Consider the following 26712-nt stretch of genomic DNA (forward strand, 5'->3'; position numbering starts at 1 on the left):
CGACGCCGAGCCGGGCGAGGGCGGCGACCTGGGCCCGTGCGTCGGGCGACGCGGTCATCCGCGCGCCCGGACCTGCTCCCCGAACAGCCCGAGCGCCGTGGTCGCGGCGGGTGTCAGCCGGGGGAGCACCCGGGCCCCGTCGGCCGCGATCTGCGCGCGCTGCTCGGCATCGACGAGGTCGTCGGGCGTCGACAGCCACAGGTCGAGCATGGGGGCGTCGACCTCGAGGTGGAACTGCAGGCCGAGCGCCGACCCGATCCGGAACGCCTGGACCTGCGTCGTCGGGTTGCTGGCCAGCAGGGTCGCGCCGTCCGGCAGCTCGACCTGGTCGACGTGCCAGTGCAGCACCTCGGGACTGGCGCCGAGCGGTGCGAGCACCGGGTCGTCGCCGACGAGCTCGATCGGGGCGAACCCGATCTCGGTGCCGGCGCGCCGCAGCAACCGGGCCCCGTGGGCGAGGGCCAGCAGCTGCGCGCCGAGGCACACCCCGAGCGTCGGCACATCGGCGGCGACGGCCTGGGCGAGCAGCGCCCGCTCGGCGGCCAGGCCGGGGTGGTGCGCGTCGTCGTCGGCGTCGCTGGGCCCGCCCATGACGACCAGACCCGCGATCTCGTCGACCGCGGGGAGCCGCGGGTGCTGCTCGTCGAGCACCGTGCGGACCCGGTAGGGGTGGTCCAGCGCCGCGGCGACCAGGCCGGGTCCCTCGGTGGGGGCGTGTGTGAGGACGAGGACGGGGCGGCTCATGCGAGACCGATCTCGGCCGGCGTGACCTGCGCAGGCAGCACGACGACGCCGTCGTCGTCGGACACGACGAGCGCACCGGGGGTGAAGCGCGCGCCACCGAACTCGACGACCACGTCGCGGCTCCCGACGCCGTCCTTGGCGGACTTGCGCGGGTTGGTGCCCAGCGCCTTGACCCCGAGGTCGAGGGTGGCGAGCACGGCGCTGTCGCGCACGGCGCCGTGGATGACGACCCCGGCCCAGCCGTGCGCGACCGCGGCGCCGGCGATCATGTCGCCCATCAGCGCGGTGTGCAGCGACCCGCCGCCGTCCACGACGAGCACGCGGCCCGCGCCGGGCTCGTTGAGCGTGGCCTTGACCAGGCCGTTGTCCAGGTGGCAGGAGATCGTGACCGCCGGGCCGGCGAACGCGCGACGTCCGCCGAGCTGACGTAGCTGCAGGTCGCAGGACTGCAGGTCGTCGCCGTAGCGGTCCACGAGGTCGGCCGTGGCCAGGAGCACGCCGATCACCACCCTTCCGGGAGCGGACGCCCCTCGTCGTAACCGGCCGCCGACTGGATGCCGACGACGGCCCGCTCGTGCAGCTCGGCCAGGGTGCTCGCGCCCACGTAGGTGGCGGCCGAGCGCACCCCCGAGGTGATCGCGTCGAGCAGGTCCTCCACGCCGGGCCGGCGCGGGTCGAGGTACATCCGCGAGGAGGAGATGCCCTCCTCGTAGAGCCCCTTCCGGGCCCGTTCGAACGGCGAGCCGCCTCGGGTGCGGGCCGCCACGGCGCGGGCCGAGGCCATGCCGAACGACTCCTTGTAGAGCCGGCCGGTGCCGTCGTCGTGCAGGTCGCCGGGGGACTCGTGGGTACCGGCGAACCAGGACCCGATCATCACCTGCGAGGCACCGGCGGCCAGTGCCAGGGCGACGTCGCGGGGGTGACGCACCCCGCCGTCGGCCCACACGTGCCCGCCGAGCTCACGTGCGGCGGCCGCGCACTCGAGCACCGCGGAGAACTGCGGGCGACCGACCGCCGTCATCATGCGCGTCGTGCACATGGCGCCGGGACCCACCCCGACCTTGACGATGTCCGCACCGGCGGACAGCAGGTCACGCGTGCCCTGCGCGGTCACCACGTTGCCGGCGACGACAGGCACCTGCGGGTCGAGCGACCGGACGGCGGCGAGCGCGTCGAGCATCTTGCGCTGGTGCCCGTGCGCGGTGTCGACGACGAGCACGTCGACACCGGCCTCGAGCAGCTCGGCCGCCTTGGCCGTGACGTCGCCGTTGATCCCGACGGCCGCCGCGACCCGCAGCCGACCGGCATCGTCGAGCGCCGGGGTGTAGATCGACGAGCGCAGCGCGCCGATGCGGGTGAGCACTCCGACGAGCGCCCCGTCGCGGACCACCGGGACGAACCGCCGCCGGGTGGCGTGCAGCCGATCGAAGGCCGCCTCCAGCCCGCGCGTGCCGCCGTCCTCGAGCACCGCCAGGTCGAGGGTGGTCGGCTGGGCCGCCATCACCTGCCCGACCTGCGTGAACCGGTCGACGCCCTGGCAGTCGGTGTCCGTGACCACCCCGACGGGCCGGCCGTCGGCGACCACGACGGCCGCACCGTGCGAGCGCTTGCCGATGAGGGTGAGCGCCGTGTGCACGGTGTCGTGCTCGGTGACGACCACCGGCGTCTCGACGACGGTGTGCCGTCCCTTGACCGAGGCGACGACCTCGGCCACGACGTCGCCGGGCACGTCCTGGGGCAGCACGGTGATGCCGCCGCGGCGGGCGATCGTCTCGGCCATCCGACGGCCCGCGACGGCGGTCATGTTGGCCACGACCACCGGGATCGTCGTGCCGGTGCCGTCGGTGGTCGACAGGTCGACGTCGAAGCGGGAGGTGACCTCCGAACGCGACGGGACGAGGAAGACGTCGCCGTAGGTGAGGTCGGTGGTGGCCTCGTGGCCGGGCAGGAAGCGCATTGCACCAATCGTACCGGCGACCTGCTCGACGCACCCTGGTGCGGGGGACCGGTTCCGCCGTCGGCGCACGACCTCGTCGCCCGCCCGCCCCCGCGTGCGCCCACGCCCCCGCTACCCTCACGCCATGGTGGCGCTCACGGGTCTCGGCCTGTCCGCAGCGGCGGGGCTCAACGCCTACATCCCGTTCCTGGTGATGGCCCTGCTCGCACGGTTCACGACGGTGGTGGTGCTGCCTCCCGGCTTCGAGTGGATGACGAGCTGGTGGGCGCTCGGCATCGGCGCGCTGCTGCTGGCCTCCGACGTGCTGCTGGACAAGATCCCCGCGGTCGACTCGCTCAACGACGCCGTCCAGACGGTGCTGCGACCGGCGACGGGCGGGCTCGTGTTCGCAGCCAGCCAGGCCGCGGCCCAGCTCGAGCACTCCACGTGGATGGGGGAGCACCCGTGGGTCGGTGTGCTGGCCGGTGTCGTGGTCGCCGCACTCGTGCACTCGGTGAAGGCAACGGCGCGACCGGTGGTCAACGTGGCCACCGGGGGCCTGGGCGGCCCGGTCGTCAGCGCGGCCGAGGACGGCGTGAGCCTGGGCGTGTCGGTCGTCGCCGTGCTGGTCCCGGTGCTCGTCGTGCTCGTCATGGTGGCGATGGTCGCGGCGGGTGTCTGGGTGCTGCGCCGGCGGGCCGCTCGACGGCGGGCGGCGCAGCAGCCACCGCAGGGGACCAGCTCCTGACGGGGACGGTGCCGACGCGGTGCTGCCCGGTTCGACCGGACCGGACGGCCTGCGCCGTCTAGAGTGGGACGACCCGGGACGCTTCGGTCCCGTGACCCGTACGGCGCGGGTGCCGTACGTGGAGGAGGGACGGGCGTGGGACTGCTCGAGGGCATCCGTTCGCCGGCGGACGTGCAACGGCTGTCGGGCCGGCAGGTGGGACGTCTGGCGGACGAGATCCGCGCGTTCCTGGTCGACCAGGTCTCGCGCACGGGCGGGCACCTGGGCCCGAACCTCGGCGTCGTCGAGCTGACGATCGCGCTGCACCGCGTCTTCAGCTCACCGCGCGACACCTTCGTGTTCGACACCGGGCACCAGTCGTACGTGCACAAGCTGCTCACCGGGCGCACCGACTTCTCGGGCCTGCGCAAGCGGGGCGGGCTGTCCGGCTACCCCTCTCGTGCCGAGTCCGAGCACGACGTGGTGGAGAACTCGCACGCCTCGACGGCGCTGTCCTGGGCGGACGGCATCGCCCGAGCGAACGCGATCACCGGGCAGGACGACCGTTCGGTCGTCGCGGTCATCGGTGACGGGGCGCTCACCGGCGGGATGGCGTGGGAGGCCCTCAACAACATCGCCGACGGCGACGACCGGGGCATCGTCATCGTGGTCAACGACAACGGGCGCTCGTACGCGCCGACCATCGGCGGCCTGGCCCGGCACCTGGACGCGTTGCGCACCGCCCGCGGGTACGAGTCGATGCTCGAGTGGGGCAAGTCGACCCTGCGCCGCTCGGGCCCACCCGGACGGTTCGCCTACGACGCGCTGCACGGGCTGAAGAAGGGCATCAAGGACGTCGTCGCGCCGCAGCAGGGCATGTTCGAGGACCTCGGGCTGAAGTACATGGGTCCGGTCGACGGGCACGACGAGCCCGCGGTCGAGCGGGCGCTGCGGCTGGCCAAGGCGTACGGCGGGCCGGTGATCGTGCACGTCATCACCCGCAAGGGGAAGGGCTACTCACCCGCCGAGCAGGACAGCGCCGACCGGTTCCACGCCGTGGTGCCGATCCACCCGGAGACCGGGCTGCCGCTCGCACCCTCGCGCTTCGGCTGGACCGCCGTGTTCGCCGACGAGATCGTGCAGATCGCGCGCCGCCGCCCCGACGTCGTCGCGCTCACCGCGGCCATGCTCCAGCCGGTCGGGCTGGCGGGGTTCGCGGCCGAGTTCCCCGAGCGCGTCGTCGACGTCGGCATCGCCGAGCAGCACGCTGCGACGGCCGCGGCCGGGATGGCGTTCGCCGGGCTGCACCCGGTGTTCGCGGTCTACGCGACGTTCCTCAACCGGGCGTTCGACCAGGTCCTCATGGACGTGGCGCTGCACAAGGCCGGGGTGACCTTCGTGCTCGACCGTGCCGGGCTCACCGGTGACGACGGCGCGAGCCACAACGGGATGTGGGACCTCGCGCTGCTGTCCCTGGTGCCAGGTCTGCGGCTGGCCGCCCCGCGCGACGAGCGGACGTTGCGCGCGGCGCTGCGCACGGCGGTCGACGTCGACGACGCCCCGACCGTGGTCCGCTACCCGAAGGGCGCCCTCGGCCCGGAGCTGCCCGCCGTCGACGAGCTCGACGGGGTGGACGTGCTGGCACGGCACGAGGGCCGGGCCGACGAGCCCCGGGTGCTCGTGGTCGGCATCGGCTCGATGGCGGCGACCGCGCTCGGCGTCGGCGAGCTGCTGGCCGCGCACGGTCTCGGGGTGGAGGTCGTCGACCCGTGCTGGGCCCTGCCGCTGCCCAGTGCGCTGGTCAAGCTGGTGGGTGAGCGCGACTACGTGGTGACGATCGAGGACGGCCTGGTCGAGGGCGGGATCGGGACGTTGGTCGGTGCGGTCGGGGCCCGCACGGGCACCCGGGTGCAGTCGTTCGGGGTGCCCCGACGGTTCCTCGACCACGCCAGCCGGGACCAGCTCGTGGCCGAGCTGCACCTGGGCCCGCACGAGATCGCAGGCCAGGTGCTGGCGGGGCTCGCCGACACCGACTGAGCCGACCAGTCGGGCCTTTGGTCCCGCGCGCGGGCCCAACGTCCCGGTCGTGCGAGCCGCCCGCTCCGTAGGGTCGAGACGGACCCCGACCTGGAGCTGCGATGAGCATCGACCTCACAGGGACGGCCGTCGCCGCCGCCTGGGCCGGCTTCGCCGCCGGCCCGTGGCAGGAACAGATCGACGTGCGCGACTTCGTGCTGCGCAACGTCGCGCCATCGTCATGCCGCGACGTGCCCCTCGCAGGGCCCTCCACCCGGGTCGCAGCCCTCGTGCAGCGCACCTCGGGTGAGGTCGGCGACTGGGTGGCCGAGCTCATCGTCGGGCTGCCCGCACAGGTCTGGCGCACGCTCGGCTCGCACAGCGCCTTGTCGCAGGAGTTCGACGACATCGCGCCGCAGGTGGTCCGCGCGGCCCGTGCGGCGCACCTGGTCGACGGGCCGGCCGACGGGGGCGGGCGGGTGCTCGGGGACGTGCGTCGGGTCGCCCTGTACGGCGTGGGGACACTGGCCGCGGCGAAGCGGGCCGAGCGCAACGACCTGGACCTGGTGGCCAGCACCGAGCAGGTGGTGCGGCAGCGGGCCGACCTCGCCGAGCAGCTCATCGGGCTGACGCGGCTGGCCGAGCTCGGTGACCTCGCCGGGGTGGACCTCACCCAGCCGGCCAGGACGGCACGGGAGGCCGCGCAGTGGATGCTGCTCGCCTACCTCGCCGGGATGGTGGAGCACCAGACGGCCGAGACGGCCTGGGGCCGCAACGCGGCGTTCCTCGACGTCTACATCCAGCGGGACCTGGTCAGCGGCACGCTCACCCCGGCCAGCGCGCAGGAGATCTGCGACGACCTCGTGCTCGTGCTCGGCATGGTCGGGCGGCTGCGCGCGTGCCGGCCGGTGGTGCTCACGCTGGGCGGGACCGCCGAGGACGGGCGGCACCTGGTGACCGACACCTCGATGCGGTTCCTCCAGGCGTTCCGCAACGTGGCGGACGGTCCGCTGCCGGCCCTTGCCGTGCTGTGGTCCGCGCGGCTGCCCGAACCGTTCCGGCGGGGCTGCGCCCGGGCGAGCCTGGACGGCGTGCGGGTCACGTACGTCTCGGACGACCTGGTGCGCGCCTCGTGGGGGGACGACGCGGCGATCGTCGGCAACGCCTCGACGGCCGTCCGGGTGGGCCGGCAGGTGACCTACGGCGGGGTGCGGGTCAACCTCGCCAAGGCGTTGCTCTACGCGATCAACGGTGGGCGGGACGAGCTGACCGGGCGGCAGGTGGGGCCGGTGGCCTCGGCGGTCACCGGTGACCTGCTCGAGTTCGACGACGTGGTGCCGCGACTGCGGGCGACGCTGGACTGGCTCGCCGGAGTGGCGGTCGACGCGCTGGTCTGCGCGCACGCCACCCGCGACCGGTACGGCTACGAGCGGGTCGCGATGGGGCTGTCCGATGCGATCGTGCTGCGCTCGCTCGTGTGCGAGGTCGCGGGGGTGGCGATCGCGGCGGACGGGCTCGCCGCGATCCGGCACGCCAGGGTGCGGCCGGTGCGCTCCACCGACGGTCTGGTGGTCGACGTCGAGGTCGAGGGTGTCGTGCCGCGTTTCGGCACGGACGACGACCGGGCCGACGACCTCGCGGTGTGGCTGCTGCGGACGTTCATGACGGCGTTGCGCGGCCGCCAGACCTATCGCGGGGCGATCCACGCCCAGGGCCTGGTGCGTCCGGCGGCGCAGGACGGGACCGCGACCGGTGCGACCCCGGACGGCCGGCCGGCCCAGGCGCCGCTGTTCGCCTGGACGGGCACCCCGGACGAGCTGGTGGCCTCGGTGGCGAAGATGCCGTACCCCGAGGCGCAGGCGGGGCTCGCGTGCCCCTACCCGGTGCACGCCGCCGATCTGGGCGAGACCACCGCGGCCCGCGGCGAGCGCCTCGTGGGGCTGGTGGACGCCGCGATCTGCCGGGGCGGGGCGTACGGACTGCTCGTCATCGTGCGCTGAGGCTCACGGAGGTCGACCGGGACGCGCTGAGGTCCGGTGCGGCGCACCGAGGGACGAGAGTCCTGGGATGAGTGCGGCGCCGGGTGACAGAATCAACCCATGAATCTTCCGGTGGTGCCGGCCCAGGGGGCTCCCGTCGTGGAGCTGGGGCTGCCGATGGTCGCCGGGTCGAGCACGAGGACGGCCGGTCACGGCACCGCCGGGCTCGTCGAGCACGAGCTGGCGCGGACGGAGCGGTTCGCCGCGCTGCGTGCCGGCGACCTGGGCTCGGTGCACTCCTGGGAGCTCGTCACGGCCGTGGACGGACCCGGTACCCGGATGACCGTGTTCCTGTCCGGGTGCCCGCTGCAGTGCCTCTACTGCCACAACCCTGACACGATGCAGATGCGTCGCGGCACCCCGATCGAGGCCGATGAGCTCATCGGGCGGATGCGCCGCTACCGGGCCGTCTTCCGGTCCACCGGCGGCGGTGTGACGGTCTCCGGCGGCGAGCCGCTCATGCAGCCGGCCTTCACCGCACGGCTGCTGCGCGGCGCCAAGGAGCTCGGCATCTCCACCGCGCTCGACACCTCGGGCTTCCTGGGTGCGGCGTGCACCGACGCGATGATCGACGACCTCGACCTCGTGCTGCTCGACATCAAGTCGGGTCTGCCCGACACCTACCGCAAGGTCACCGGCCGGGACCTGGCGCCGACGCTGGAGTTCGGCCGTCGGCTCACCGAGCACGGCACGCCCATCTGGGTGCGGTTCGTGCTGGTCCCGGGCCTCACCGACGCCGTGGAGAACGTCGAGGCGGTCGCCGACCACGTCGCCGCGCTGCCGACCGTGACCCGCGTCGAGGTGCTGCCGTTCCACCAGATGGGTCGCGACAAGTGGGCCGACCTGGGGATGCGCTACGAGCTGGCGGACACCCGCCCGCCGAGCCACGAGCTCGTCGACCGGGTCCGCGGCCAGTTCCGGGCCCGGGGCATCACGACCTTCTGAGCACCGGCCCGACGGCCCGAGCTCTCGGACCGTCGGGCGCCTGAACCTGTCGGCGGCTCCTCAGGGAGCGGCTCGGTGGCTCAGCGGGTCCGGTGGCTCAGCCCACCGCGGCGACCTCGGGGACGTCGGCCACGCCCGGTTCCAGCAGCCGGTGACCCAGGACGCGGGTCGACCAGCCCGTGCGGTCCAGATAGGGGCAGATGCCGCCGAGGTGGAAGCCCCAGCCCGCGCCCAGGATCATGCACAGGTCGATCTGGCGGGGGTCGCTCACCACGCCCTCGGCGAGCATCCGTCCGATCTCGGTGGACAGGGCCGCGAGCACGGCGTCGCGGACGCCGGCCTCGTCCAGCGGGACCTGCTCGCCCGTGCGGTGCGCGGCGAACACGGCTGCGACGGCCGGGTCGACCCGGCGCGGCAGGCCCTTGCCACGGGCCGGCAGCACGATCGGCACCCGGTCGGCCACCACGGTGGTGAGCCCGGCGGACACCGGGAAACGCGGGCCGAGCTCGTCGTGCAGCGACTGCAGCACGTGCAGGCCGACGGCGGGGCCCACCAGGTCGAGCAGCTCGAACGGGGGCATGGGCAGGCCGAGCGGGTCGAGCGCCCGGTCGGCCACCTCGATGTCGGTGCCGTGGTCCACCGCATCGACCACGACGCCGAGCAGCAGCACGAGCAGCCGGTTGACGACGAACCCGGGGTGGTCGGTCACGAGGACGGCGGTCTTGCGCAGGCGTGCGACCACCTCGAAGGCCGTCGCGAGCGTCTCGGGCGAGGTCGCCTCGGCCTGCACCACCTCGACGAGCGGCATCGCGGCCACAGGGTTGAAGAAGTGCAGTCCCACGACGCGTTCGGGGTGCGAGAGGTGCGCCGCCATCGCCGTGACGGACAGCGCGGAGGTGTTGGTCGCCAGGACGGCGCTCGGCGACACCACCTGTTCCAGCTCGGCGAACACCCGCTTCTTGACGTCGAGCAGCTCGGTGACGGCCTCGACCACGAGGTCGCACCCGGCGAACACGGACAGCTCGGTGCTGCCGGTCACCTGCCCGAGGAGCCGCTGGGCCGCGTCCGGGGTCAGCCGGCCGCGCTCGACCTGGGCCTCGACCTGCCGTCGCACGGCCGCCAGGCCCGCGGCGACGCGGTCGGCGTCCAGGTCCCGGATCACGACGGGGACGGCGAGCCGCTGGGCGAGGAGCACCGCGATCTGGGCCGCCATCAGCCCGGCGCCGACCACACCGGCGCGGGTGACCGGGGTGGCGAGCGACCGGTCTGGCGCACCGACGGGTCGCTTCGCGCTCCCGACCAGGGAGAACGCATAGACGCTTGCCCGCATCTCATCGGACATGATCAGGTCGGCGAGCGCCTCGTCCTCGGCGGCGAACGCCTCGTCGCGGCTCGCGGTGCGGGCGGCTGCGACGAGGTCGAGCGCACGGGCCGGTGCGGGTCGCGACCCGTGCACGACCTCCTCGAGCCGGGCGCGGGCGGCCGCGGTGGCGGCGTCCCAGGTGGCCTGGTCGTCGAGCGGACGGCGGGGGACCTCGACCTGGCCCCGCACCACAGCAGCGGCCCACCGGATCGACTGCTCGAGGAAGTCGGCCGGGTCGAGCACGACGTCGACCAGACCGATCTGGGCCGCCTGGGCCGCTGTGAACGGCTTGTTCGCGGCGGGCCGGGTGAGGATGACGTCGAGCGCGGCGACCACGCCGACGAGGCGAGGCACCCGGTAGGCACCGCCCCAGCCGGGCACGAGGCCGAGGCTCGTCTCGGGCAGGCCCAGGGCGCGCACGTCGGCCGCGGCCGTGCGGTACCCGGCTGCCAGCGCGAGCTCGAACCCGCCGCCCAGGGCGACCCCGTTGACGAACGCGAAGGTCGGCACGGGAAGGTCCGTGAGCAGGTTGAACACGCGGTGCCCGGCCTGGGCGAGGGCGAGGGCGCTGTCGCGGTCGGCGGCGGTGGTGACCTGCTTGAGATCGGCCCCGGCCGCGAAGACGTACGGCTTGCCGGTGACGGCGACCGCGGCGACACCGCCTGCGGCCACCCGTTCGCCGACGGCGCGCAGGGTGGTCTCCAGCTCGGCGAGCCCGGCGGGTCCGAACGTCGTGGGCCGGGTGTGGTCGAACCCGTTGTCCAGGGTGACGAGCACCATCGTCCCGGCGCCGTCGGGCAGCTGGACGTCGCGGGCGAACGCGTGCGTGACGAGCTCGGTGTAGGTGCTCACTTGCCGGCCTCCGTGTGGTGCGGGTTCTCCCAGATGACGGTGCCGCCCTGCCCGAGCCCGACGCACATCGCCGTGAGGCCGTAGCGGACCTCGGGGTGCTCGGCGAACTGGCGCGCGAGCTGGATCATGAGGCGCACGCCCGAGGAGGCCAGCGGGTGCCCGACGGCGATGGCCCCGCCGTAGGGGTTGACGCGGGGGTCGTCGTCGTCGATGCCGAACGCGTCGAGGAAGGACAGCACCTGGACCGCGAAGGCCTCGTTGAGCTCGAACAGCCCGATGTCGTCGATGGTGAGCCCGGCACGGGCCAGCGCCTTGTGCGTCGAGGGCACCGGGCCGAGCCCCATGAGCTCGGGCTCGACCCCGGCGTAGGCGTAGGTGACCAGCCGCATCCGCACCGGCAGCCCGAGCTCGACCGCGGTCGCCTCGTCGGCCAGCAGGCAGGCCGTCGCACCGTCGGTGAGCGGGGACGACGTGGCCGCGGTGACCCGACCCCCCGCGCGGAACGGGGTGGGCAGGTCGGCGATCGTCTCGAGCGTGGTGTCGGGACGCGGGGGTTCGTCGGCGGTCGCCAGGCCCCAGCCGCGCTCGGGGTCACGCAGCGCGACGGGCACCAGGTCGGGGTCGATCTTCCCGGCCGCGAGGGCGGCGGCGTAGCGCTGCTGGGAGGCAACGCCGAAGGCATCGGCCCGGGACCGGGTGAGCGCGGGGAACCGGTCGTGCAGGTTCTCCGCGGTGGCACCCATGGTGAGCGCGTCGGGGGCGACCAGGCGCTCGGCGACGAACCGGGGGTTGGGCTCGAACTCGGCGCCGAGCGGGTGATGGCCCATGTGCTCGACGCCGCCCGCGACGACCACGTCCTGGGCGCCGGCGGCGATCCCGGAGGCGGTGGTGGTGACGGCGGTCATCGCGCCGGCGCACATCCGGTCGATCGCGTACCCGGGGACGGTCGTCGGCAGCCCGGCGAGCAGGCCGACGGTGCGTCCGAGCGTGAGGCCCTGGTCGCCGGACTGGCTGGTCGCGGCCAGGGCGACCTCGTCGACGCGGTGGGCGGGGAGCTCCGGGTGCCGGCGCAGCAGCTCGCGGACGCAGCGCACGGCGAGGTCGTCGGCGCGGGTGTGGGCGTACAGGCCGTCCTTGCGGGCCCGTCCGAACGGGGTGCGGACCCCGTCGACGAAGACCACGGTGCGACCGTGCAACGGGGTGGCGGCGGGCGACATGCGGCCTCCTGGGACGTCGGTGTCCGGTGACAACGTACTGAAGAGTAACCGGGACCTTCGTCCTTTTCTAGTACCTCGGGTACCAGAATCCTGCCGCGGGGTCAGCCGATGTCGGCCGGTGCCGCCAGGGCCTGCGCGAGCTCGTCCGCCAGCAGCTCCACCTGCCACGGGCGGGCGCCCCCGGCCAGCAGGAAGTCGCCCACCGAGGCGGTGTCGAGCCCCGGAGGGGGGCTCCAGCACAGCCGGCGCAGCAGATCGGGCTGCAGCAGGTTCTCCGTCGGGACGTCGCGCTGCTCCGAGAGCCGGGTGACCACCGTCCTGGCCGCGGCCAGGCGCGCGGCCGCCTCGGGGTCGCGGTCGGCCCAAGTGCGCGGCGGCGGCGGGGCGTCCGTGCGCGGACCGCGCATCGGCGGCAGCGCGTCGTCGGGCAGCGCCAGGGCACGGTCGATCGCTGCCTGCCACAGCGGCGCCCGCCGGTTCTGACCGCGGCCGGAGAACTCCGGGAGCGCCACGAGCTGGGCGACCGTGCGGGGCAGGGCCTGGGCGGCGGCGACGATCGCGCGGTCCGGCAGCACCCGCCCGGGGGAGATGTCGCGCTCCTGGGCGTTCTGCTCCCGGGTGAGCCACAGCTCGCGGGCCACCGCGAGCCGGCGCCGGTCACGCACCGTGTGCAGCCCCGAGGCCCGACGCCACGGGTCGACCCGTGGTGGTCGGGCCGGAGCCGTCCGCTCGGCATCGAACTCCTGGGCCGCCCAGTCGGCCTTGCCCGCGACCTCGAGCTGTTCGGCGAGCCGGTCGCGCAGCTCGACGAGGACCTCCACGTCCAGGGCCGCGTACCGCAGCCAGTCGAGCGGCAGCGGGCGGGTCGACCAGTCGGCCGCGGAGTGCTCCTTGGCCAGGCCGCGGCCGAGCACCTGCGCCACCACCGCGGCCAGCCCCACGCGCTCGAAGCCGAGCAGCCGCGCGGCCAGCTCGGTGTCGAAGACCCGGGACGGCGTCAGCCCCACCTCGGCCAGGCACGGCAGGTCCTGGGAGGCGGCGTGCAGCACCCACTCGACCCCCGCGAGCGCCTCGCCCAGGGCCGACAGGTCGGGCAGCGCCGCCGGGTCGACGAGTGCCGTGCCGGCACCCTCGCGCCGCAGCTGCACCAGGTAGGCCCGCTGGCCGTACCGGTAGCCCGACGCCCGCTCCGCGTCGACCGCCACCGGACCGGTCCCTGCGGCGAACGCGGCGACCACCTGGGCGAGACGTTCGGGGGTGTCGACGACGTCGGGCACGCCGTCCGCGGGTTCGAGGAGCGGCACGACCGGGGGGACCGCCTCCGCCTCGTCCTGGGGCTGCGACGTCGGGGGCGTTCCGTTCTGCACGGCCCCACGCTAGGCCCGGCCCCACCGGGGGCGTGCGAGGCGTGCCGGGCCCAGGGCGAACCGGTCACGACCGGACGTCGAGGTGAGGGGAGCGGCGCACTGCGGGTCGAGGCGGCGTACGTCCCTACTGCAGCACGCCGGCCCGCAGCACCATGGCCACGAGCTCCGCCCGGTCGCCCGTGCCCAGCTTGCGGGAGATGCGCGCCAGATGGCTCTTCACCGTGAGCGCCGACAGGCCCAGGTCCTCGCCGATGAGCCGGTTGCTGCGCCCCTCGGCGACGAGGCGGAGCACACCGAGCTCGCGCGCGGACAGCTCCGGCAGGCTCGGTCGAGGCCGGGTCTGCGGCACCTGCGCGGGGCGCACGAGGCTGGGCAGGAGCTGACCGGCGACCGCGCCGCGCACCCCGCCCGACAGCAGCACGGACAGCTCGTCACGGGACGCCCGTCGAGCCAGCACCACGGCGCGCGGTACCCCGCGTCGGCGGAGCGCGAAGAGGAGGGCCCGCCCCTCGCTGTCGGCGATGTCCTGGACGGTGACGCAGGACGGCGCTCGGGTGGGCTGCTCGGGGGCCGTCCGTGCGCTCGGGAGCGGACGGCCGGCCCGGGCGGCGCCGTAGCGTCGTTCCGGTGTCTGCACTGGCTCGAAGGTCACGTCAGTGTCATCGGCCGGGTGGCCGCGGGAGTGAAGGGTCTCAGGTCCTCGGGGTCAGGGCGACCACCCCATCGGGGAGCGGCGGGAGCCCGGCGGCGGTGCACAGCAGCGTGGTCCAGGCGACCAGGTGCGGGGCGAGGTCCTCGTCCCGGGCCGTCCAGGAGGCCCGGATCTCCAGCTCGGTCTGCTCCTCCCGCTCGGCCAACGACCCGAAGGTCTGCGAGAGCACCCGGGTCACCGTGCCGCCGGCCGCGTGCGGGTCCAGACCGGCGTGCTCGAGGGAGTCGAGGAACCAGCTCCAGGCCACCTCGGCCAGCAACGGGTCCGTGCCGACCTCCGGTTCCAGCGGGGCCCGCACGAGCGTGACGAGCCGGAAGCAGCCGTCCCACGCCTCCTGCCCGGCCGGGTCGTAGAGCACGACGAACCGGCCCGATGCCAGCTCGGTCGCCTCCACGGATCGACGGGCGGACCGCACCTCGGCGTTGAGCGCGGCGGAGAAGGGGGCGATCCGGGTCGGGCCCGGCACCTCGTCGAGCACCACCTCGGGCCGCACCGGCACCCCTCGCAACGTGCGGAGCGCGCGGACGAACTGCGCGGGGTTGTCCTCCGGGCGGCTCACGGCGGCAGCGTACGCACGGGCCCGCCCACCAGGTCCTCGGCGCGCCGGGTTACAGTGGCCGCTCGTCATGCGCGGCCGGCGAACCGGGTCGCGTCCGGTTGCTGGAGAGGACCCCGATGGTCGAGCAGGACGGCGTGAAGGCCCAGATCGGTGTCACCGGGCTGGCGGTCATGGGGCGCAACCTGGCCCGCAACCTGGCCCGCCACGGGTACCGGGTCGCGCTGCACAACCGCAGCTGGGAGAAGACCGCCTCGCTCGTGGCCGAGCACGGCGACGAGGGCACCTTCGTGCCCGGTCGCACGATGGCCGACTTCGTCGCGTCCCTGGAGCGTCCGCGCACGGTGGTCGTCATGGTGAAGGCCGGCGCCGCGACCGATGCGGTGATCGACGAGCTCGTCGAGCTGCTGGAGCCGGGCGACATCGTCGTGGACGCCGGCAACGCGCACTTCCCGGACACCGCACGGCGCGAGCAGGCGCTGTCCGCACGCGGGCTGCACTTCGTCGGCACCGGGGTCTCCGGCGGTGAGGAGGGTGCGCTCAACGGGCCGTCGATCATGCCCGGTGGCACCCCCGAGTCGTACCGCACGCTCGGTCCGATGCTCGAGGCGATCTCCGCGAAGGTCGACGGTGTGCCGTGCTGCACGCACGTGGGCCCCGGTGCGGCCGGGCACTTCGTCAAGATGGTGCACAACGGCATCGAGTACGCCGACATGCAGCTCATCGCCGAGGCCTACGACCTGCTGCGCCAGGGGCTGGGCGCCGACGCCGCGCGGATCGCGGGCATCTTCGCCGACTGGAACACCGGCGACCTCGAGTCCTACCTCATCGAGATCACGGCCGACGTGCTCGCGCACACCGATCCGGTGACCGGTGCGGCGTTCGTCGACGTGGTGCTCGACCAGGCCGAGCAGAAGGGCACGGGCCGCTGGACCGTGCAGGCCGCGCTCGACCTGGGCGTCCCGGTCACCGGGATCGCGGAGGCGACCTTCGCCCGCGGCCTGTCGGGGTCGGTGCCGCAGCGGGCGGCCGGTGCGGGGCTGCCGGCCGACGTCGAGCCGTGGGCGGTGGCGGACGCCGAGGCGTTCGTCGCCGATGTGCGGGCCGCGCTGTACGCCTCGAAGGTGGTGGCCTACTCCCAGGGCTTCGAGCAGATCGCCGCCGGGTCGGCGCAGTTCGGCTGGGGTATCGACCGCGGTGCGATGGCGCGCATCTGGCGCGGCGGCTGCATCATCCGGGCCAAGTTCCTCGACCGGATCACGCAGGCCTATGCGCAGGACCCGGAGCTGCCGCTGCTCATCGCCGACCCGTACTTCGCGCGGGTCGTCGGCGACGGGCTGGCGGCGTGGCGTCGGGTGGTGGCTGCCGCGGTGACCCACGGTGTGCCGACCCCGGCGTTCTCCTCCTCGCTGGCGTACTACGACGGGGTGCGCGCCCCGCGGCTGCCGGCCGCGCTCATCCAGGCCCAGCGGGACTTCTTCGGGGCGCACACCTACCGGCGCACCGACCGCGACGGGGTGTTCCACACCGACTGGTCGGGCGACCGGGCCGAGCGCCAGGCCTGAGCCGGGCCGCAGACCGCGCGCCGCGGGGACGGGTCAGTGCCGTCCCCGCAGGGCGCGCAGCACGCGCTTGCCGGCCGGCGCGGCCACGGTCCACAGCCGGTAGGTCGCGCCGAACGGGATGTCGATCGCGCCGACGAGGTGGTCCTCGTGATCGGCGAACGACCGCTTGAAGGTCGAGATCCCGTCGTTGAGCAGGCCGTTCATGTCGTACTCGGTGAGCCCGCGGTCGGCCATCGCGCAGATCGCGGTCCACTTGAGCGAGAAGTTGGCGTGCAGCTCCTGGCCCTCCTGGCTTGCGCCGCCGTACAGCTCGAACGCGGTGCGGTCGGACGCCGCCAACCACAGGAGAGCCACCGGGCGGTCGCCGTCGAACGCGGCGAACACGGGGGAGTGCTCCGCGCCCAGCTCCGCGCGCACCCGCAGGTAGTACTCGTCGGGGTGCAGCGCGAACCCGGCCCGGGAGGCGACCTCGTGGTAGACGTCGAGGCAGGCGGGCAGCTCGGCGTCGGTGGCCTCGCGGTAGACCAGGTCGGTGCGTGCCGAGCGGCGGATCTGCTTGCGCGTCGTCTTGCTCATCGCCTGCTGCAGCTCGTCCGGCGTGCGGGTCAGGTCGAGGACGAGCGTGTCGGGCACGAGCACCCGCTGCGCGGCGGCCCGCGCCCCGGGGACGGCCAGCGTCGTGCCGGCGGGCCACTGCGGCTCGAGCGTGATCGCGGCACCACCGACGTGGCGGGCGGTCCAGTCGACGACGGCACCCGTGACGGCGTCCCGGTCGGCGCCCTCGGCGAGCACCGGTCCGCGCGGCACGTAGCTCAGCCGGCGCAACGGCCACGGCAGCGCCCGGACCAGCACCTGCGCGGCGCCGACGACGGCGCCGTCCGCGCGCACCAGGATGCGGCGCGCCGTCCACGCGCCGGCCGACTTGACCTCGCCCCAGCCCCACAGCTGCAGCGGGTGCCCGCCGAGCGCCAGCACCTGGGTGTCCCAGGCGGCCCGGTCGGTCACCTCCTCGACGGTCATGGAGGCGGTCTGCGGGGAAGAAGGCACGACGGCCACCCTACCGAGCGGCCCGGGCGGGGGCGGCGGTGCACCCGGTCCCGGCGGTGCCAACTACGCTGGCAACGCCCGTCCACCCGACCCCCGGAGCCGGTCCCGCATGCCTTCCGCCCCCGCCACCACCGATCTGCTGCCCGTCGCCGTCGGCGGTGACATCGGCGTCTACGCCTTCCTGCGTGCCTTCCACGAGGCCTACGGCTGCCCGGCGGTCGTCGTCTCCGCGGTGGCGACCCGGCCGATGCAGCGCTCGTCGTTCATCACCAACGTCGTGGTGCCGGGGATCGACGACGACCAGGTGCTGGTCGACGCGCTCGAGACGATCGCCGCGCAGCACCCGGGGCGCACGCTCGTGCTGCTCACCAACACCGACTGGTTCGTGCGCGCCGTGGTGACGAACGCCGAGCGGCTCTCGGCGCACTACCTGCTGCCGTACTGCACGCAGCCGGTGCTCGACGAGGTGTCGAGCAAGGAGGGCTTCGCGGCGATCTGCGCGCGGCTCGACATCCCGACGCCGCGCACGGTGCCCGTCGACCTGGCGGCGCTGCGCGCGGCCGGCGGTCGGGCCGCGGTCGCGGACCTCGTCGTCGACCTCGACTTCCCCGTGGTGGCCAAGCCGTCGTCGAGCGCCGAGCACCACTACCTGCAGATGGCGGGCAAGAACAAGGTGGACCACCTCGACTCCCGGGCCGAGCTGGACGACCTGCTGGGCCGGCTGCTGGACGCCGGGTACACCGGCACCTACCTCGTGCAGGACCGCATCCCCGGCGACGAGACCCAGATGCGCTCGCTCACGGCCTACCGGGACACCCGCGGTGTCGTCACGCTGCTGGCCACCGGTCGGGTGCTGCTTGAGGAGCACACCCCCGGCACGCTCGGCATCCCCGCAGCGATCCTCACCGAGCCCTACGAGGACGCGATGGACGCGGCGACCCGGTTCCTGGACGCCGCGGGCTACACGGGGTTCGCCAACTTCGACTACAAGCTGGACCCGCGCACCGGCCGGCACGTGTACTTCGAGATGAACCCGCGCATCGGGCGCAACAACTACTACGTGACCGCCTCGGGGGCGAACCCGGCGCGGGCCGTCGTCGCCGACCTGGTCGAGAAGCACAGCACACCGGTCGTGCGCGGCACGCGTGAGGTGCTCTACTGCGTGGTCCCGTTCGACCTGCTGCTGCGGTACGTCACCGACCCGCAGCTGCGCACCCGGCTGCGCCGCGCCCGGCGGGAGCACCGTCTGGTGCACCCGCTGCGGTACCGCGCCGACGCCGGTGCGGTGCGGCGGCTGCTGGTCGAGGGCATCACGCAGGTCTACCGGCGCAAGTACCGCCAGTACTACCCGCGGCCGGTCGCCTGAGGCACCGGCCGCGGGTCGCGCGGTCGCTCAGCCCAGCTCGGACGTCCCCGAGTACAGGTGCAGCACCGGCACCTTGAGCTCTTCGCGGGCCCGGGAGGCCCAGTCGGTGTGCAGCGTGTCCTCGACGAGGTGCGGGTAGGTCACGACGACGACCTCACGCACGTCGGGGTCGGTGACGGCCGCGCGCAGCGCGGGCAGCGGGTCGTCCTGCGTCACCTCGCCGGAGGCCTCGCGGCCGGCGGCGGTGAGGGCCCCGAGCGTGCGGGTGAGCCGGTCGGACGCGGTGGCGCGGGCGCGGCTCGGGTCCGGCTCGTGGCCGGCGGCACGGCGCAGCGCGTCGCGCAGGTCCCCGAGGCCGAGCTCGTCGAGCACGGTGGCCAGCAGCGGCTGGTCGGTGTCGGCCGGGACGAGCACCCGGTAGACGAGGTCGTCCTCGGGGTGCAGCTCGAGCAGGTGCGCGACGTCGGCCTCGGCCAGGGAGTCCTCGGTGAGGACCACGATCGTGTCGGTCATCCCTGCAGCGTATTGCCCGCAGAGCGGAGCGCCGCGCGGGTGTCGCGGTTTCGTATCCTGAGGCCCGTGCAGATCCCCGACGAGCAGGTGCCGCGACTCGTCGACCGGTTCCCGCAGGTGCCCACGGACCGGCTGCTGGCCCAGCTGGTGCCGCCCCGGCACTTCGCGCACGCCACCTTCGACGGCTACCTGGCCTCGCCGGACCATCCCAGCCAGGCCCAGGCCCGCGGACGGCTGCGCGAGGTCGCGCACGAGATCGTCCGACCCGCCCGCCGCCGGTGGGGCCGGGCCCGCCGGGAGCCGGTGCCCGCCGTCTACCTGGACGGCGGGTTCGGCGTGGGCAAGACCCACCTGCTGGCCTCGCTCGCGCACGCCGTGGGGGTCGAGCGCACCGCCTACGGCACGTTCGTCGAGTTCACCCATCTCGTGGGTGCGCTGGGGTTCGCCGCGACCGTGGACGCCCTGGCCGCCCGCTCGCTCGTCGCGATCGACGAGTTCGAGCTGGACGACCCCGGCGACACGCTCATCGTCACCCGGCTCGTGCGCGAGCTCGCGGACCGCGGCGTGGCGGTGGCGGCCACGTCGAACACGCTCCCGGAGTCGCTGGGCGAGGGGCGGTTCGCCGCGGAGGACTTCCTGCGTGAGATCCAGGCGCTGGCCGACCGGTTCGAGGTGCTGCGGATCGACGGTGAGGACTACCGGCACCGTGCCGTGCGCACCGACGAACCACCGCTGGCCGACGCCGATGTCGCCGCGGCGGTGGTGGGGCGTCCCGGCGCCACGCTCGACGACTTCGCCGCGCTGACCGCCCATCTGGCGCAGGTGCACCCGAGCCGGTTCGGTGCGCTGCTGGACGACGTGCCGCTGGTCGGGCTCATGGCGGTGGGGCCGGTGCCGGACCAGGACGTGGCGCTGCGCCTCGTCGTCCTCGTCGACCGCTTGTACGACCGTGACGTGCCCGTGCTGCTCGGCGGGACGGGGGAGCACGGGCTGTTCAGCCCGGCGATGCTGCGCGGCGGCTACCGCAAGAAGTACTACCGCGCGCTCTCGCGTCTGGGCGCCCTGGCCGAGGAAGGGCGCGTCCTGGTCGAGCAGGCCGCGGCCGGGGGCGAGCACCCCGCCGCCGGGGTCGACCGTCCTGCCGCCGGGCAGGACTGAGTCGGCCCACCCCGGCCATCCGGGGCCGGGCCTCGCCCGTGCGCCGAGCCAGGCTCAGACGAGCACTGCGACGCCCGCGCCCTCGAGCAGCACCTCGGCACCCCGCGGACCGACCTCGAGCCGGGACGGGCCGAACTGCGCCACGACCGCGAGCCCGGGCGGCGCCGAAGGCAGCGGCACCCGCGTCGGCCCGGGGACGAGGCTGACGACGAGACGCGCCCGACCCCGGGTCATCACCAGCCAGCCCTCGAACGGTCCGGTGGCCCCGACACCCGGCTGAGCGGTGAGCTCGCAGCGGCTGCGGTCGCCGTCGGACAGGTCGGGCACGACCCGGCGCAGCGCCAGCAGCGTCCGGTACCAGTCGAGCAGGCGGGCATGGGAGCCCGCGGTCGGCTCCGACCAGTCGAGGTGGCTGACCGCGAAGGTGTGCGGGTCCTGCGGGTCGGGCACCTCGACGTCCACGGGCTCGGCACCGGGCGCGGGGGGCAGGCCGTGGTCGGCGAACTCGGCCCGTCGGCCCTCGCGCACCGCGGCGGCCAGCACCGGGTCGGTGTGGTCGGTGAAGTACTGGAACGGGGTGCGTGCACCCCACTCCTCACCCATGAAGAGCAGCGGCGAGAACGGCGCGAGCAGCACGAGCGCGGCCTCGCCGGCGAGGGCCGCGGGCGCCAGGTGCGCCGAAGGCCGGTCGCCGAGGGCGCGGTTGCCGACCTGGTCGTGGTTGCTCGCCGCGACGACGAAGCGATGCCCGTCGACGTCGTCCGGGACCGGCCGCCCCCACGTCCGACCACGGAAGGTCGACTGCTGACCCTCGTGCACGAAGGCGTGGCGAAGCGCGTGCCGCAGCACCTGGGGTGAGCCGAAGTCGACGTAGTACCCCTGGCGTTCGCCGGTCACGAGGGCGTGCACCGCGTGGTGCACGTCGTCGGCCCACTGCGCGCTCATGCCCCAGCCGCCCTCGGCGGTGGGTGTCACGCAGACCGGGTCGTTGAGGTCGGACTCGGCGACCAGCGACAACGGTCGCCGCAGCGCGCCGGCGAGGGCCGCGACCTCGTCACTGAGCTGGGCGAGCAGGTGCGGGGTCGAGGTGTCGAGCAGGGCGTGCACCGCATCGAGCCGCAGCGCGTCCAGATGGAACTCGGCGAACCAGCGCAGCGCGTTGTCCACGAGGTAGCGGCGCACCTGCGCGCTGTGCGGTCCGTCGAGGTCGACGGCGTCACCCCAGGGCGTCGTGCGGCGGTCGGTGAAGTACGGGCCGAACTCGCGCAGGTAGTTCCCGGACGGGCCGAGGTGGTTGTACACGACGTCGAGGCAGACGCCGAGCCCGCGGCGGTGGGCGTCGTCGACGAAGCGCTGCAGCGCAGCAGGTCCGCCGTAGGGCTCGTGCACGGCGTACGGCGCGACGCCGTCGTACCCCCAGCCGTGCCGGCCGTCGAAGGCGGCCAGCGGCATGAGCTCGACCAGGTCGACCCCGAGCTCGACGAGGTGGTCGAGCCGCGCCGCGGCGGCGTCGAGCGTGCCGTCGGGGGTGAAGGTCCCCACGTGCAGCTCGTAGGTGACGGCGCCCGGTGCCGCCAGCCCGGCCCAGTCGTCGTCCGCCCACACGTGGCGGGCCGTGTCGAACACCCGGGACGGGGCGTGCACGCCGTGCGGTGCCCAGGCCGACCGTGGGTCCGGGCGCGCCGGGCCGCCGTCGAGCGAGAAGGCGTAGTCGGTGCCGTGCGGAAGGTCCACCTCGCCGGTCCACCAGCCGTCCGGCTCCGCGCGCAGCGGCACGCGCGAGGTGGTGACGACCTCGACGGTGCGCGCCGCGGGCGCCCAGACACGGGGGATCATCCGGCCACCAGGAGGGCGACGGGGTACCGGTCGAGGAGCGTGGCCACCGGGGTGAGGCCGCCGGTGAGCTCGGTGCCGGTGAGCTCGTCGTGCCAGCGCCCCTCGGGCAGCGCCACGGTGTGGTCGGACCAACCGCCCAGCCGCTCCACCGACCCCGCCAGCCGGGTAGCGACCACGACGACGGCGGCCTCGTCCCCGACGGTGCGGGCGAAGCCGAGGCAGGTGCCGGCCGAGTGGGCCAGCGGCCGGAAGCCCGCCGCGACGCCGGTGAAGGCCTCGGGCAGCGCACGTCGGACCCGCAGCGCGCGGGAGGTGACGAGCAGCTTCTCCTCGTCCAGGGTGCGCGGCGTCGCGCCCTCGTCGAGCCGCGCGAGCAGCCCGTGGAGGTGGTCGAAGTCCACCGGTCGACGGTTGTCCGGGTCCACGAGGGTGGTCGCGCACACCTCCGTCCCCTGGTAGACGTCGGCGACGCCCGGCAGTGTGAGCTGCACGAGCTTGGTGCCGAGGGCGGCGGCGCGCACGCTGCTGCGGGTCCGCCGCTCCCACCCGGTGAACGCCTCGACCACCGTCGGGTCGAGCAGTGCCTGCCGGGCGCTGTCCAGCACCGCCTGCTCGTACGCCGTGTCGGGTGCCGACCAGGACGTGTGCGAGCGGGCCTCGCGCACCGCCTTGAGCAGGTAGTGCTCGAGCCGGTCGGGCTCGATCGGGCCGTCCGCCGTCCAGGTACCGGCGAGGGTCTGCCACAGCAGGTTCTCGGTGCGCCCGTCGAGCAGGGCCGAGCGCCGGGCCGCCGTCGCCGCGTGCAGCCGCAGCACGAGGGTCGCCCACTCCCGGGCGTGCTCGGACAGCACGCCGAGCCGGGCCCTCGTGTCCTCACCACGTTTGGTGTCGTGCGTCGAGGACGTCGTCATGCCGAGCGGGAACGCCGCCTGGGCGTGCTGGGCCCATGCCGCCAGCTCGGTGGGCGTGAACGCGAACCGGGCCGGGTCACCGCCGACCTCGCACAGCCCGACGAGCTGGGTCCAGCGGTAGTAGGCGGTGTCCTCGACGCCCTTCGCCTGCACGGCCGCGCTGGTCTGCGCGAACCGGACGACGAGCTCGTCCCGGCGCTGCCCCCGGGTCCGGCCCGCGCTGCCCACCTCGCGGCCGAGCAGCAGGTCGACGAGCACCGTCATCGTCTCGCCGCGCTCGGGGTCGAGGTGCTCACGGGCACGCGCCGCGGCGGCCTCGAGCGCCTCGATCGACTCGGCAGGGGTCGGCTGCCCGGGCACCACGTAGGTGCGGTACCGGTCGAGCTCGACGAGCAGCTTGACGAGGCAGTCGGCCAGCGCACGCCAGGTGTGGTCGCGCAGCCGCAGGTCGTCGCGGCAGATGCTGGCCGCCAGCTCGGTGAGCCGGTGCACCTCGGCGTAGAGCTGGCCGTCGACCACCTCGGACTTGGCCTGCTCGACGAGGGCCGCGAACTCGTCCGACGCGTCACCGGTGAGCCGGTGCATGAGCGCACCGAGCACGGCCGCGCCGGACGGGTCGACGAAGGTCTGCTGCACCCGCCACAGCGCGTCGTACCCGGTGGTGCCGGCGCAGTCCCAGTCGCCCGCCAGCTCCTCGGAACCGGCGAGGATCTTCTCCACGACCACCCAGACTCCGCCGGTGACCTCGCGCAGCCGGGACAGGTAGCCTGCCGGGTCGGCGAGCCCGTCGGGGTGGTCGATGCGCAGCCCGTCGACCACGCCGGTGCGCACCAGGTCGACGATGAGCCCGTGCGTGGCGTCGAAGACCTCCGGGTCCTCCACCCGGACCGCCACAAGGGTGTCGACGTCGAAGAAGCGCCGGTAGTTGAGCTCCTCGTCGGCGACCCGCCAGTAGGCGAGCCGGTAGTGCTGGCGGTCGAGCAGCTCGGTGAGGGGCAACGACTGCGTGCCCTCCCGCACCGGGAACACGTGCTCGTGGTACCGCAGCACCGGGCGCGGGCCGGCGCCGTCGACGTCGAGCAGGTCGAGCTCGAGCTCCCCGCGGGCCAGGACCGTGCCGAGCCGGTCACCCAGCACGGGCATCATGAGGGCACCGTCACCGAGCGACCAGTCGACGTCGAACCACCGGGCGTACGCCGAGCCGGGTCCGTCGCGCAGCACCGACCACAGTGCCGTGTTGTGCCAGGCCGGCACGGGGACCGCCATGTGGTTGGGCACGATGTCGAGGACGAGCCCGAGCCCGGCCGCATGCGCCGTGGCGGCCAGACGCTCCAGCCCGGGACGGCCGCCGAGCACCTCGGAGACCTCGTCGTGCGCCACGACGTCGTACCCGTGGGTCGACCCCGGCGCGGCACGCAGCACGGGGGACAGGTAGAGATGGCTCACCCCGAGCGAAGCCAGGTAGGGCACCTGCGCGGCCGCGTCGTCGAATGTGAGACCCGGTCCCAGCTGGAGCCGGTAGGTCGAGAGCGGCACGACGGCATCGGCAGCCGGTCGGCGGCGGGCGGACGTGGTGCGGGCCTCCCCGGTCATCGCAGGGGCGCCCGGCGTGCGCCGTCCGCGGTGGGGCGTCCGCCGCCGCCGGCAGGGCCGTGCACGACGGCGGCCTCGCTCGCCGCCACCTCGGCGGCCCCGATCCCCGAGACGGCCGGCGCGTGCCGCTCCGGCGGCCGGGTGAGCACGACCACGGACCGGTGCTCGAGCGTGAGCCGGGTCCGGGACCGGTGCACCCGCCCGCGGTTGCGCATGGCATGGGTGTCGAGCACGACGGTCCACTCGGTGCCGTAGTCGGCGCCCGGCAGGGTGAACAGCACCTTCTTGTAGTGGCCGTTGAAGAGCACGAGGAACGAGTCGTCGACCACCCGCGAGCCGCGGGCGTCGGGCTCGCGGATCGCGTCGCCGTTGAGGAACACCTGGACCATCCGCGCCTGGTCGCCCTGCCAGGCCCCGGCGTCCATGTGCTGCCCGCCCGGGCTCAGCCACACGACGTCGCCGAGGGCCGACTCGCCGCCGTGCTCGGCCGACCCGGCGAAGAACCGCCGCCGCCGGAAGACCGGGTGCGCCGCGCGCAGACCGATGACCAGCCGGGTGAACGCGAGCAGGTCCACCTGGTCGGCGTCGAGGTCCCAGTCGACCCACGAGGTGGCGTTGTCCTGGCAGTAGACGTTGTTGTTGCCCTGCTGGGTCCGGCCCAGCTCGTCGCCGTGCGCGATCATCGGCACGCCCTGGCTCAGCAGCAGCGTGGTGAGGAAGTTGCGCTGCTGGCGCGCCCGCAGCCGGGTGATCTCGGGGTCGTCGGTCGGACCCTCGACGCCGCCGTTCCACGACCGGTTGAACGACTCCCCGTCCCGGTTCTCCTCGCCGTTGGCCTCGTTGTGCTTGTCGTTGTAGGAGACCAGGTCGCGCAGCGTGAAACCGTCGTGCGCGGTGACGAAGTTGACGCTCGCGAGCGGCCGGCGCCCCGTGTGCTCGTACAGGTCGGACGAGCCGGAGAGCCGGCTGGCGAACTCCCCGAGGGTCGACGGCTCGGAGCGCCAGAAGTCGCGCACCGTGTCGCGGTACTTGCCGTTCCACTCGGTCCACAGCGGCGGGAAGCCACCCACCTGGTAGCCGCCGTCGCCCAGGTCCCACGGTTCGGCGATGAGCTTGACCTGCGAGACCACCGGGTCCTGCTGCACCAGGTCGAAGAAGGCCGAGAGCCGGTCGACCTCGTGGAACTGGCGGGCCAGGGTCGCGGCGAGGTCGAACCGGAACCCGTCGACGTGCATCTCCTGCACCCAGTAGCGCAGCGAGTCCATGATGAGCTGCAGCACGTGGGGGGAGCGCATGAGCAGCGAGTTCCCGGTGCCGGTGGTGTCGAAGTAGTGCGTGCGGTCCTCGTCGACCAGGCGGTAGTAGTTGGCGTTGTCGATGCCGCGGAAGCTGAGGGTCGGGCCCAGGTGGTTGCCCTCGGCGGTGTGGTTGTAGACGACGTCGAGGATCACCTCGATGTCGGCCTCGTGCATCGCCTTGACCATGGCCTTGAACTCCTGCACCTGCTGGCCGGAGGACGCGAACGCCGAGTAGCCGTTGTGCGGGGCGAAGAACCCGATCGTGTTGTAGCCCCAGTAGTTGGTGAGGCCCTTGGCCGTGAGCGACGGGTCCTGCACGAACTGGTGCACCGGCATGAGCTCGACCGCCGTGACCCCGAGCGACGACAGGTGGCCGATGACGGCCGGGTGGGCCATCGCCAGGTAGGTGCCGCGGTACTCGGGCGGCACCCCGGGGTGCTGGGCGGTGAGGCCTTTGACGTGCGCCTCGTAGATCACCGACTCGTGGTACTCGTGCCGGGGCGGGCGGTCGTGGCCCCAGTCGAAGTACGGGCTCACGACGATCGAGGTCATCGTGTGCGAGGCGGAGTCCAGGGTGTTGCGCTGCGCCTGGTCGGCGAACCGGTAGGAGTAGAGCGACTCGTGACCGTCGACCTGCCCCGAGATCGCCTTGGCGTACGGGTCGAGCAGCAGCTTCGACGGGTCGCAGCGGTGCCCCGCGGCCGGGTCGTACGGTCCGTGCACCCGGTAGCCGTAGCGCTGGCCGGGGGCGATCGCCGGCAGGTACCCGTGCCAGACGAAGGCGTCGACCTCCGGCAGGTCCACCCTGGTCTCGGCACCGTCCGGCTCGACGAGCACGAGCTCGATGCGGTCGGCGACCTCGGAGAAGATCGCGAAGTTGGTCCCGGAGCCGTCGTACGTGGCGCCCAGCGGGTAGGGACGCCCTGGCCAGATGTGCATGCCCCCACCCTG

20 protein-coding genes are annotated in these 26712 nt (G+C 74.1%); 7 read left to right on the plus strand and 13 right to left on the minus strand.

The genetic code is table 11. The features are described from left to right. Positions 1 to 54: 54 nt before the first annotated feature. The 3 genes from F2B26_RS01070 to F2B26_RS01080 are packed head-to-tail and all read right to left on the minus strand — an operon-like array spanning position 55 to position 2701. Positions 55 to 744, minus strand: a complete 690-nt coding sequence (locus F2B26_RS01070; protein ID WP_159805516.1) for a type 1 glutamine amidotransferase — start codon at positions 742 to 744, stop codon at positions 55 to 57. Then, positions 741 to 1241 (minus strand): ribonuclease E activity regulator RraA, encoded by a 501-nt coding sequence (gene rraA, locus F2B26_RS01075; RefSeq protein ID WP_201292553.1) that lies wholly within the window; start codon positions 1239 to 1241, stop codon positions 741 to 743. The genes F2B26_RS01070 and rraA overlap by 4 nt, the downstream gene beginning before the upstream one ends. A gap of 5 nt (positions 1242 to 1246) precedes the next feature. Beyond that, the gene (locus F2B26_RS01080; RefSeq protein ID WP_159805520.1) at positions 1247 to 2701 is read right to left on the minus strand and encodes a GuaB1 family IMP dehydrogenase-related protein; all 1455 of its coding nucleotides are present in this window, start codon (positions 2699 to 2701) and stop codon (positions 1247 to 1249) included. 124 nt (positions 2702 to 2825) lie between these two features. Between F2B26_RS01080 and F2B26_RS01085 the strand changes: the two genes are divergently transcribed. From F2B26_RS01085 to pflA, 4 genes are all read left to right on the plus strand, one after another. Continuing rightward, positions 2826 to 3428 carry a DUF4126 domain-containing protein gene (locus F2B26_RS01085; RefSeq protein WP_159805522.1) on the plus strand — a complete coding sequence of 201 codons (603 nt, stop codon included), beginning with the start codon at positions 2826 to 2828 and terminating at the stop codon, positions 3426 to 3428. Positions 3429 to 3563: 135 nt separating this feature from the next. After that, positions 3564 to 5444: a 1-deoxy-D-xylulose-5-phosphate synthase gene (dxs, locus tag F2B26_RS01090; protein WP_159805524.1), complete on the plus strand. Its 1881-nt coding sequence runs from the start codon at positions 3564 to 3566 to the stop codon at positions 5442 to 5444. Positions 5445 to 5545: 101 nt separating this feature from the next. Beyond that, on the plus strand, positions 5546 to 7423 hold the full coding sequence (locus F2B26_RS01095) for a pyruvate formate lyase family protein (RefSeq protein ID WP_159805526.1): 1878 nt from the start codon (positions 5546 to 5548) through the stop codon (positions 7421 to 7423). Positions 7424 to 7522: 99 nt separating this feature from the next. Next, positions 7523 to 8407, plus strand: a complete 885-nt coding sequence (gene pflA, locus F2B26_RS01100; protein ID WP_159805528.1) for a pyruvate formate-lyase-activating protein — start codon at positions 7523 to 7525, stop codon at positions 8405 to 8407. 97 nt (positions 8408 to 8504) lie between these two features. Here pflA and F2B26_RS01105 read toward each other — a convergent pair whose 3' ends face one another. The 5 genes from F2B26_RS01105 to F2B26_RS01125 form a co-directional block, all read right to left on the minus strand. Continuing rightward, complete coding sequence (locus tag F2B26_RS01105; protein WP_235929425.1) at positions 8505 to 10622, minus strand: 3-hydroxyacyl-CoA dehydrogenase NAD-binding domain-containing protein; 2118 nt, start codon at positions 10620 to 10622, stop codon at positions 8505 to 8507. After that, positions 10619 to 11839, minus strand: a complete 1221-nt coding sequence (locus F2B26_RS01110; RefSeq protein ID WP_159805530.1) for a thiolase family protein — start codon at positions 11837 to 11839, stop codon at positions 10619 to 10621. The genes F2B26_RS01105 and F2B26_RS01110 overlap by 4 nt, the downstream gene beginning before the upstream one ends. Before the next feature lie 101 nt (positions 11840 to 11940). Then, positions 11941 to 13206, minus strand: coding sequence for a ribonuclease D (locus tag F2B26_RS01115; RefSeq protein ID WP_159805532.1), 1266 nt, complete (start codon positions 13204 to 13206; stop codon positions 11941 to 11943). A gap of 124 nt (positions 13207 to 13330) precedes the next feature. After that, positions 13331 to 13858 carry a helix-turn-helix transcriptional regulator gene (locus F2B26_RS17615; protein ID WP_159805534.1) on the minus strand — a complete coding sequence of 176 codons (528 nt, stop codon included), beginning with the start codon at positions 13856 to 13858 and terminating at the stop codon, positions 13331 to 13333. Positions 13859 to 13898: 40 nt separating this feature from the next. After that, the gene (locus tag F2B26_RS01125; RefSeq protein WP_235929426.1) at positions 13899 to 14477 is read right to left on the minus strand and encodes a DUF3000 domain-containing protein; all 579 of its coding nucleotides are present in this window, start codon (positions 14475 to 14477) and stop codon (positions 13899 to 13901) included. Positions 14478 to 14593: 116 nt separating this feature from the next. Here F2B26_RS01125 and gnd point away from each other — a divergent pair, with 116 nt between their 5' ends. Further along, positions 14594 to 16039 (plus strand): NADP-dependent phosphogluconate dehydrogenase, encoded by a 1446-nt coding sequence (gnd, locus tag F2B26_RS01130; RefSeq protein WP_159805538.1) that lies wholly within the window; start codon positions 14594 to 14596, stop codon positions 16037 to 16039. Between the two features lie 33 nt (positions 16040 to 16072). On the opposite strand, the gene F2B26_RS01135 is transcribed toward gnd, so the two are convergent. Beyond that, entirely contained in the window at positions 16073 to 17059 is a 987-nt protein-coding gene (locus F2B26_RS01135; protein WP_159805540.1) for a lipid II:glycine glycyltransferase FemX, read from the minus strand. Between the two features lie 136 nt (positions 17060 to 17195). Here F2B26_RS01135 and F2B26_RS01140 point away from each other — a divergent pair, with 136 nt between their 5' ends. Further along, the gene (locus tag F2B26_RS01140; RefSeq protein ID WP_159805542.1) at positions 17196 to 18452 is read left to right on the plus strand and encodes a carboxylate--amine ligase; all 1257 of its coding nucleotides are present in this window, start codon (positions 17196 to 17198) and stop codon (positions 18450 to 18452) included. Between the two features lie 27 nt (positions 18453 to 18479). Here the strand turns inward: F2B26_RS01140 and F2B26_RS01145 are convergent, their stop codons facing one another. After that, on the minus strand, positions 18480 to 18965 hold the full coding sequence (locus F2B26_RS01145; protein WP_159805544.1) for a hypothetical protein: 486 nt from the start codon (positions 18963 to 18965) through the stop codon (positions 18480 to 18482). A 66-nt stretch (positions 18966 to 19031) separates the two neighbouring features. On the opposite strand from F2B26_RS01145, the gene zapE reads away from it, so the two are divergent. Then, entirely contained in the window at positions 19032 to 20123 is a 1092-nt protein-coding gene (zapE, locus tag F2B26_RS01150) for a cell division protein ZapE (RefSeq protein WP_438939154.1), read from the plus strand. A 54-nt stretch (positions 20124 to 20177) separates the two neighbouring features. On the opposite strand, the gene treZ is transcribed toward zapE, so the two are convergent. The 3 genes from treZ to glgX are packed head-to-tail and all read right to left on the minus strand — an operon-like array spanning position 20178 to position 26700. Continuing rightward, positions 20178 to 21959 (minus strand): malto-oligosyltrehalose trehalohydrolase, encoded by a 1782-nt coding sequence (gene treZ, locus F2B26_RS01155; RefSeq protein WP_159805546.1) that lies wholly within the window; start codon positions 21957 to 21959, stop codon positions 20178 to 20180. Continuing rightward, complete coding sequence (treY, locus tag F2B26_RS01160; RefSeq protein WP_159805548.1) at positions 21956 to 24463, minus strand: malto-oligosyltrehalose synthase; 2508 nt, start codon at positions 24461 to 24463, stop codon at positions 21956 to 21958. The genes treZ and treY overlap by 4 nt, the downstream gene beginning before the upstream one ends. Further along, entirely contained in the window at positions 24460 to 26700 is a 2241-nt protein-coding gene (gene glgX / locus F2B26_RS01165) for a glycogen debranching protein GlgX (RefSeq protein WP_159805550.1), read from the minus strand. The genes treY and glgX overlap by 4 nt, the downstream gene beginning before the upstream one ends. Between the last annotated feature and the right edge of the window lie 12 nt (positions 26701 to 26712).

Origin of the sequence: Cellulomonas citrea (assembly GCF_009829685.1) — a bacterium.
Classification (GTDB): Bacteria; Actinomycetota; Actinomycetes; order Actinomycetales; family Cellulomonadaceae; genus Cellulomonas; species Cellulomonas citrea.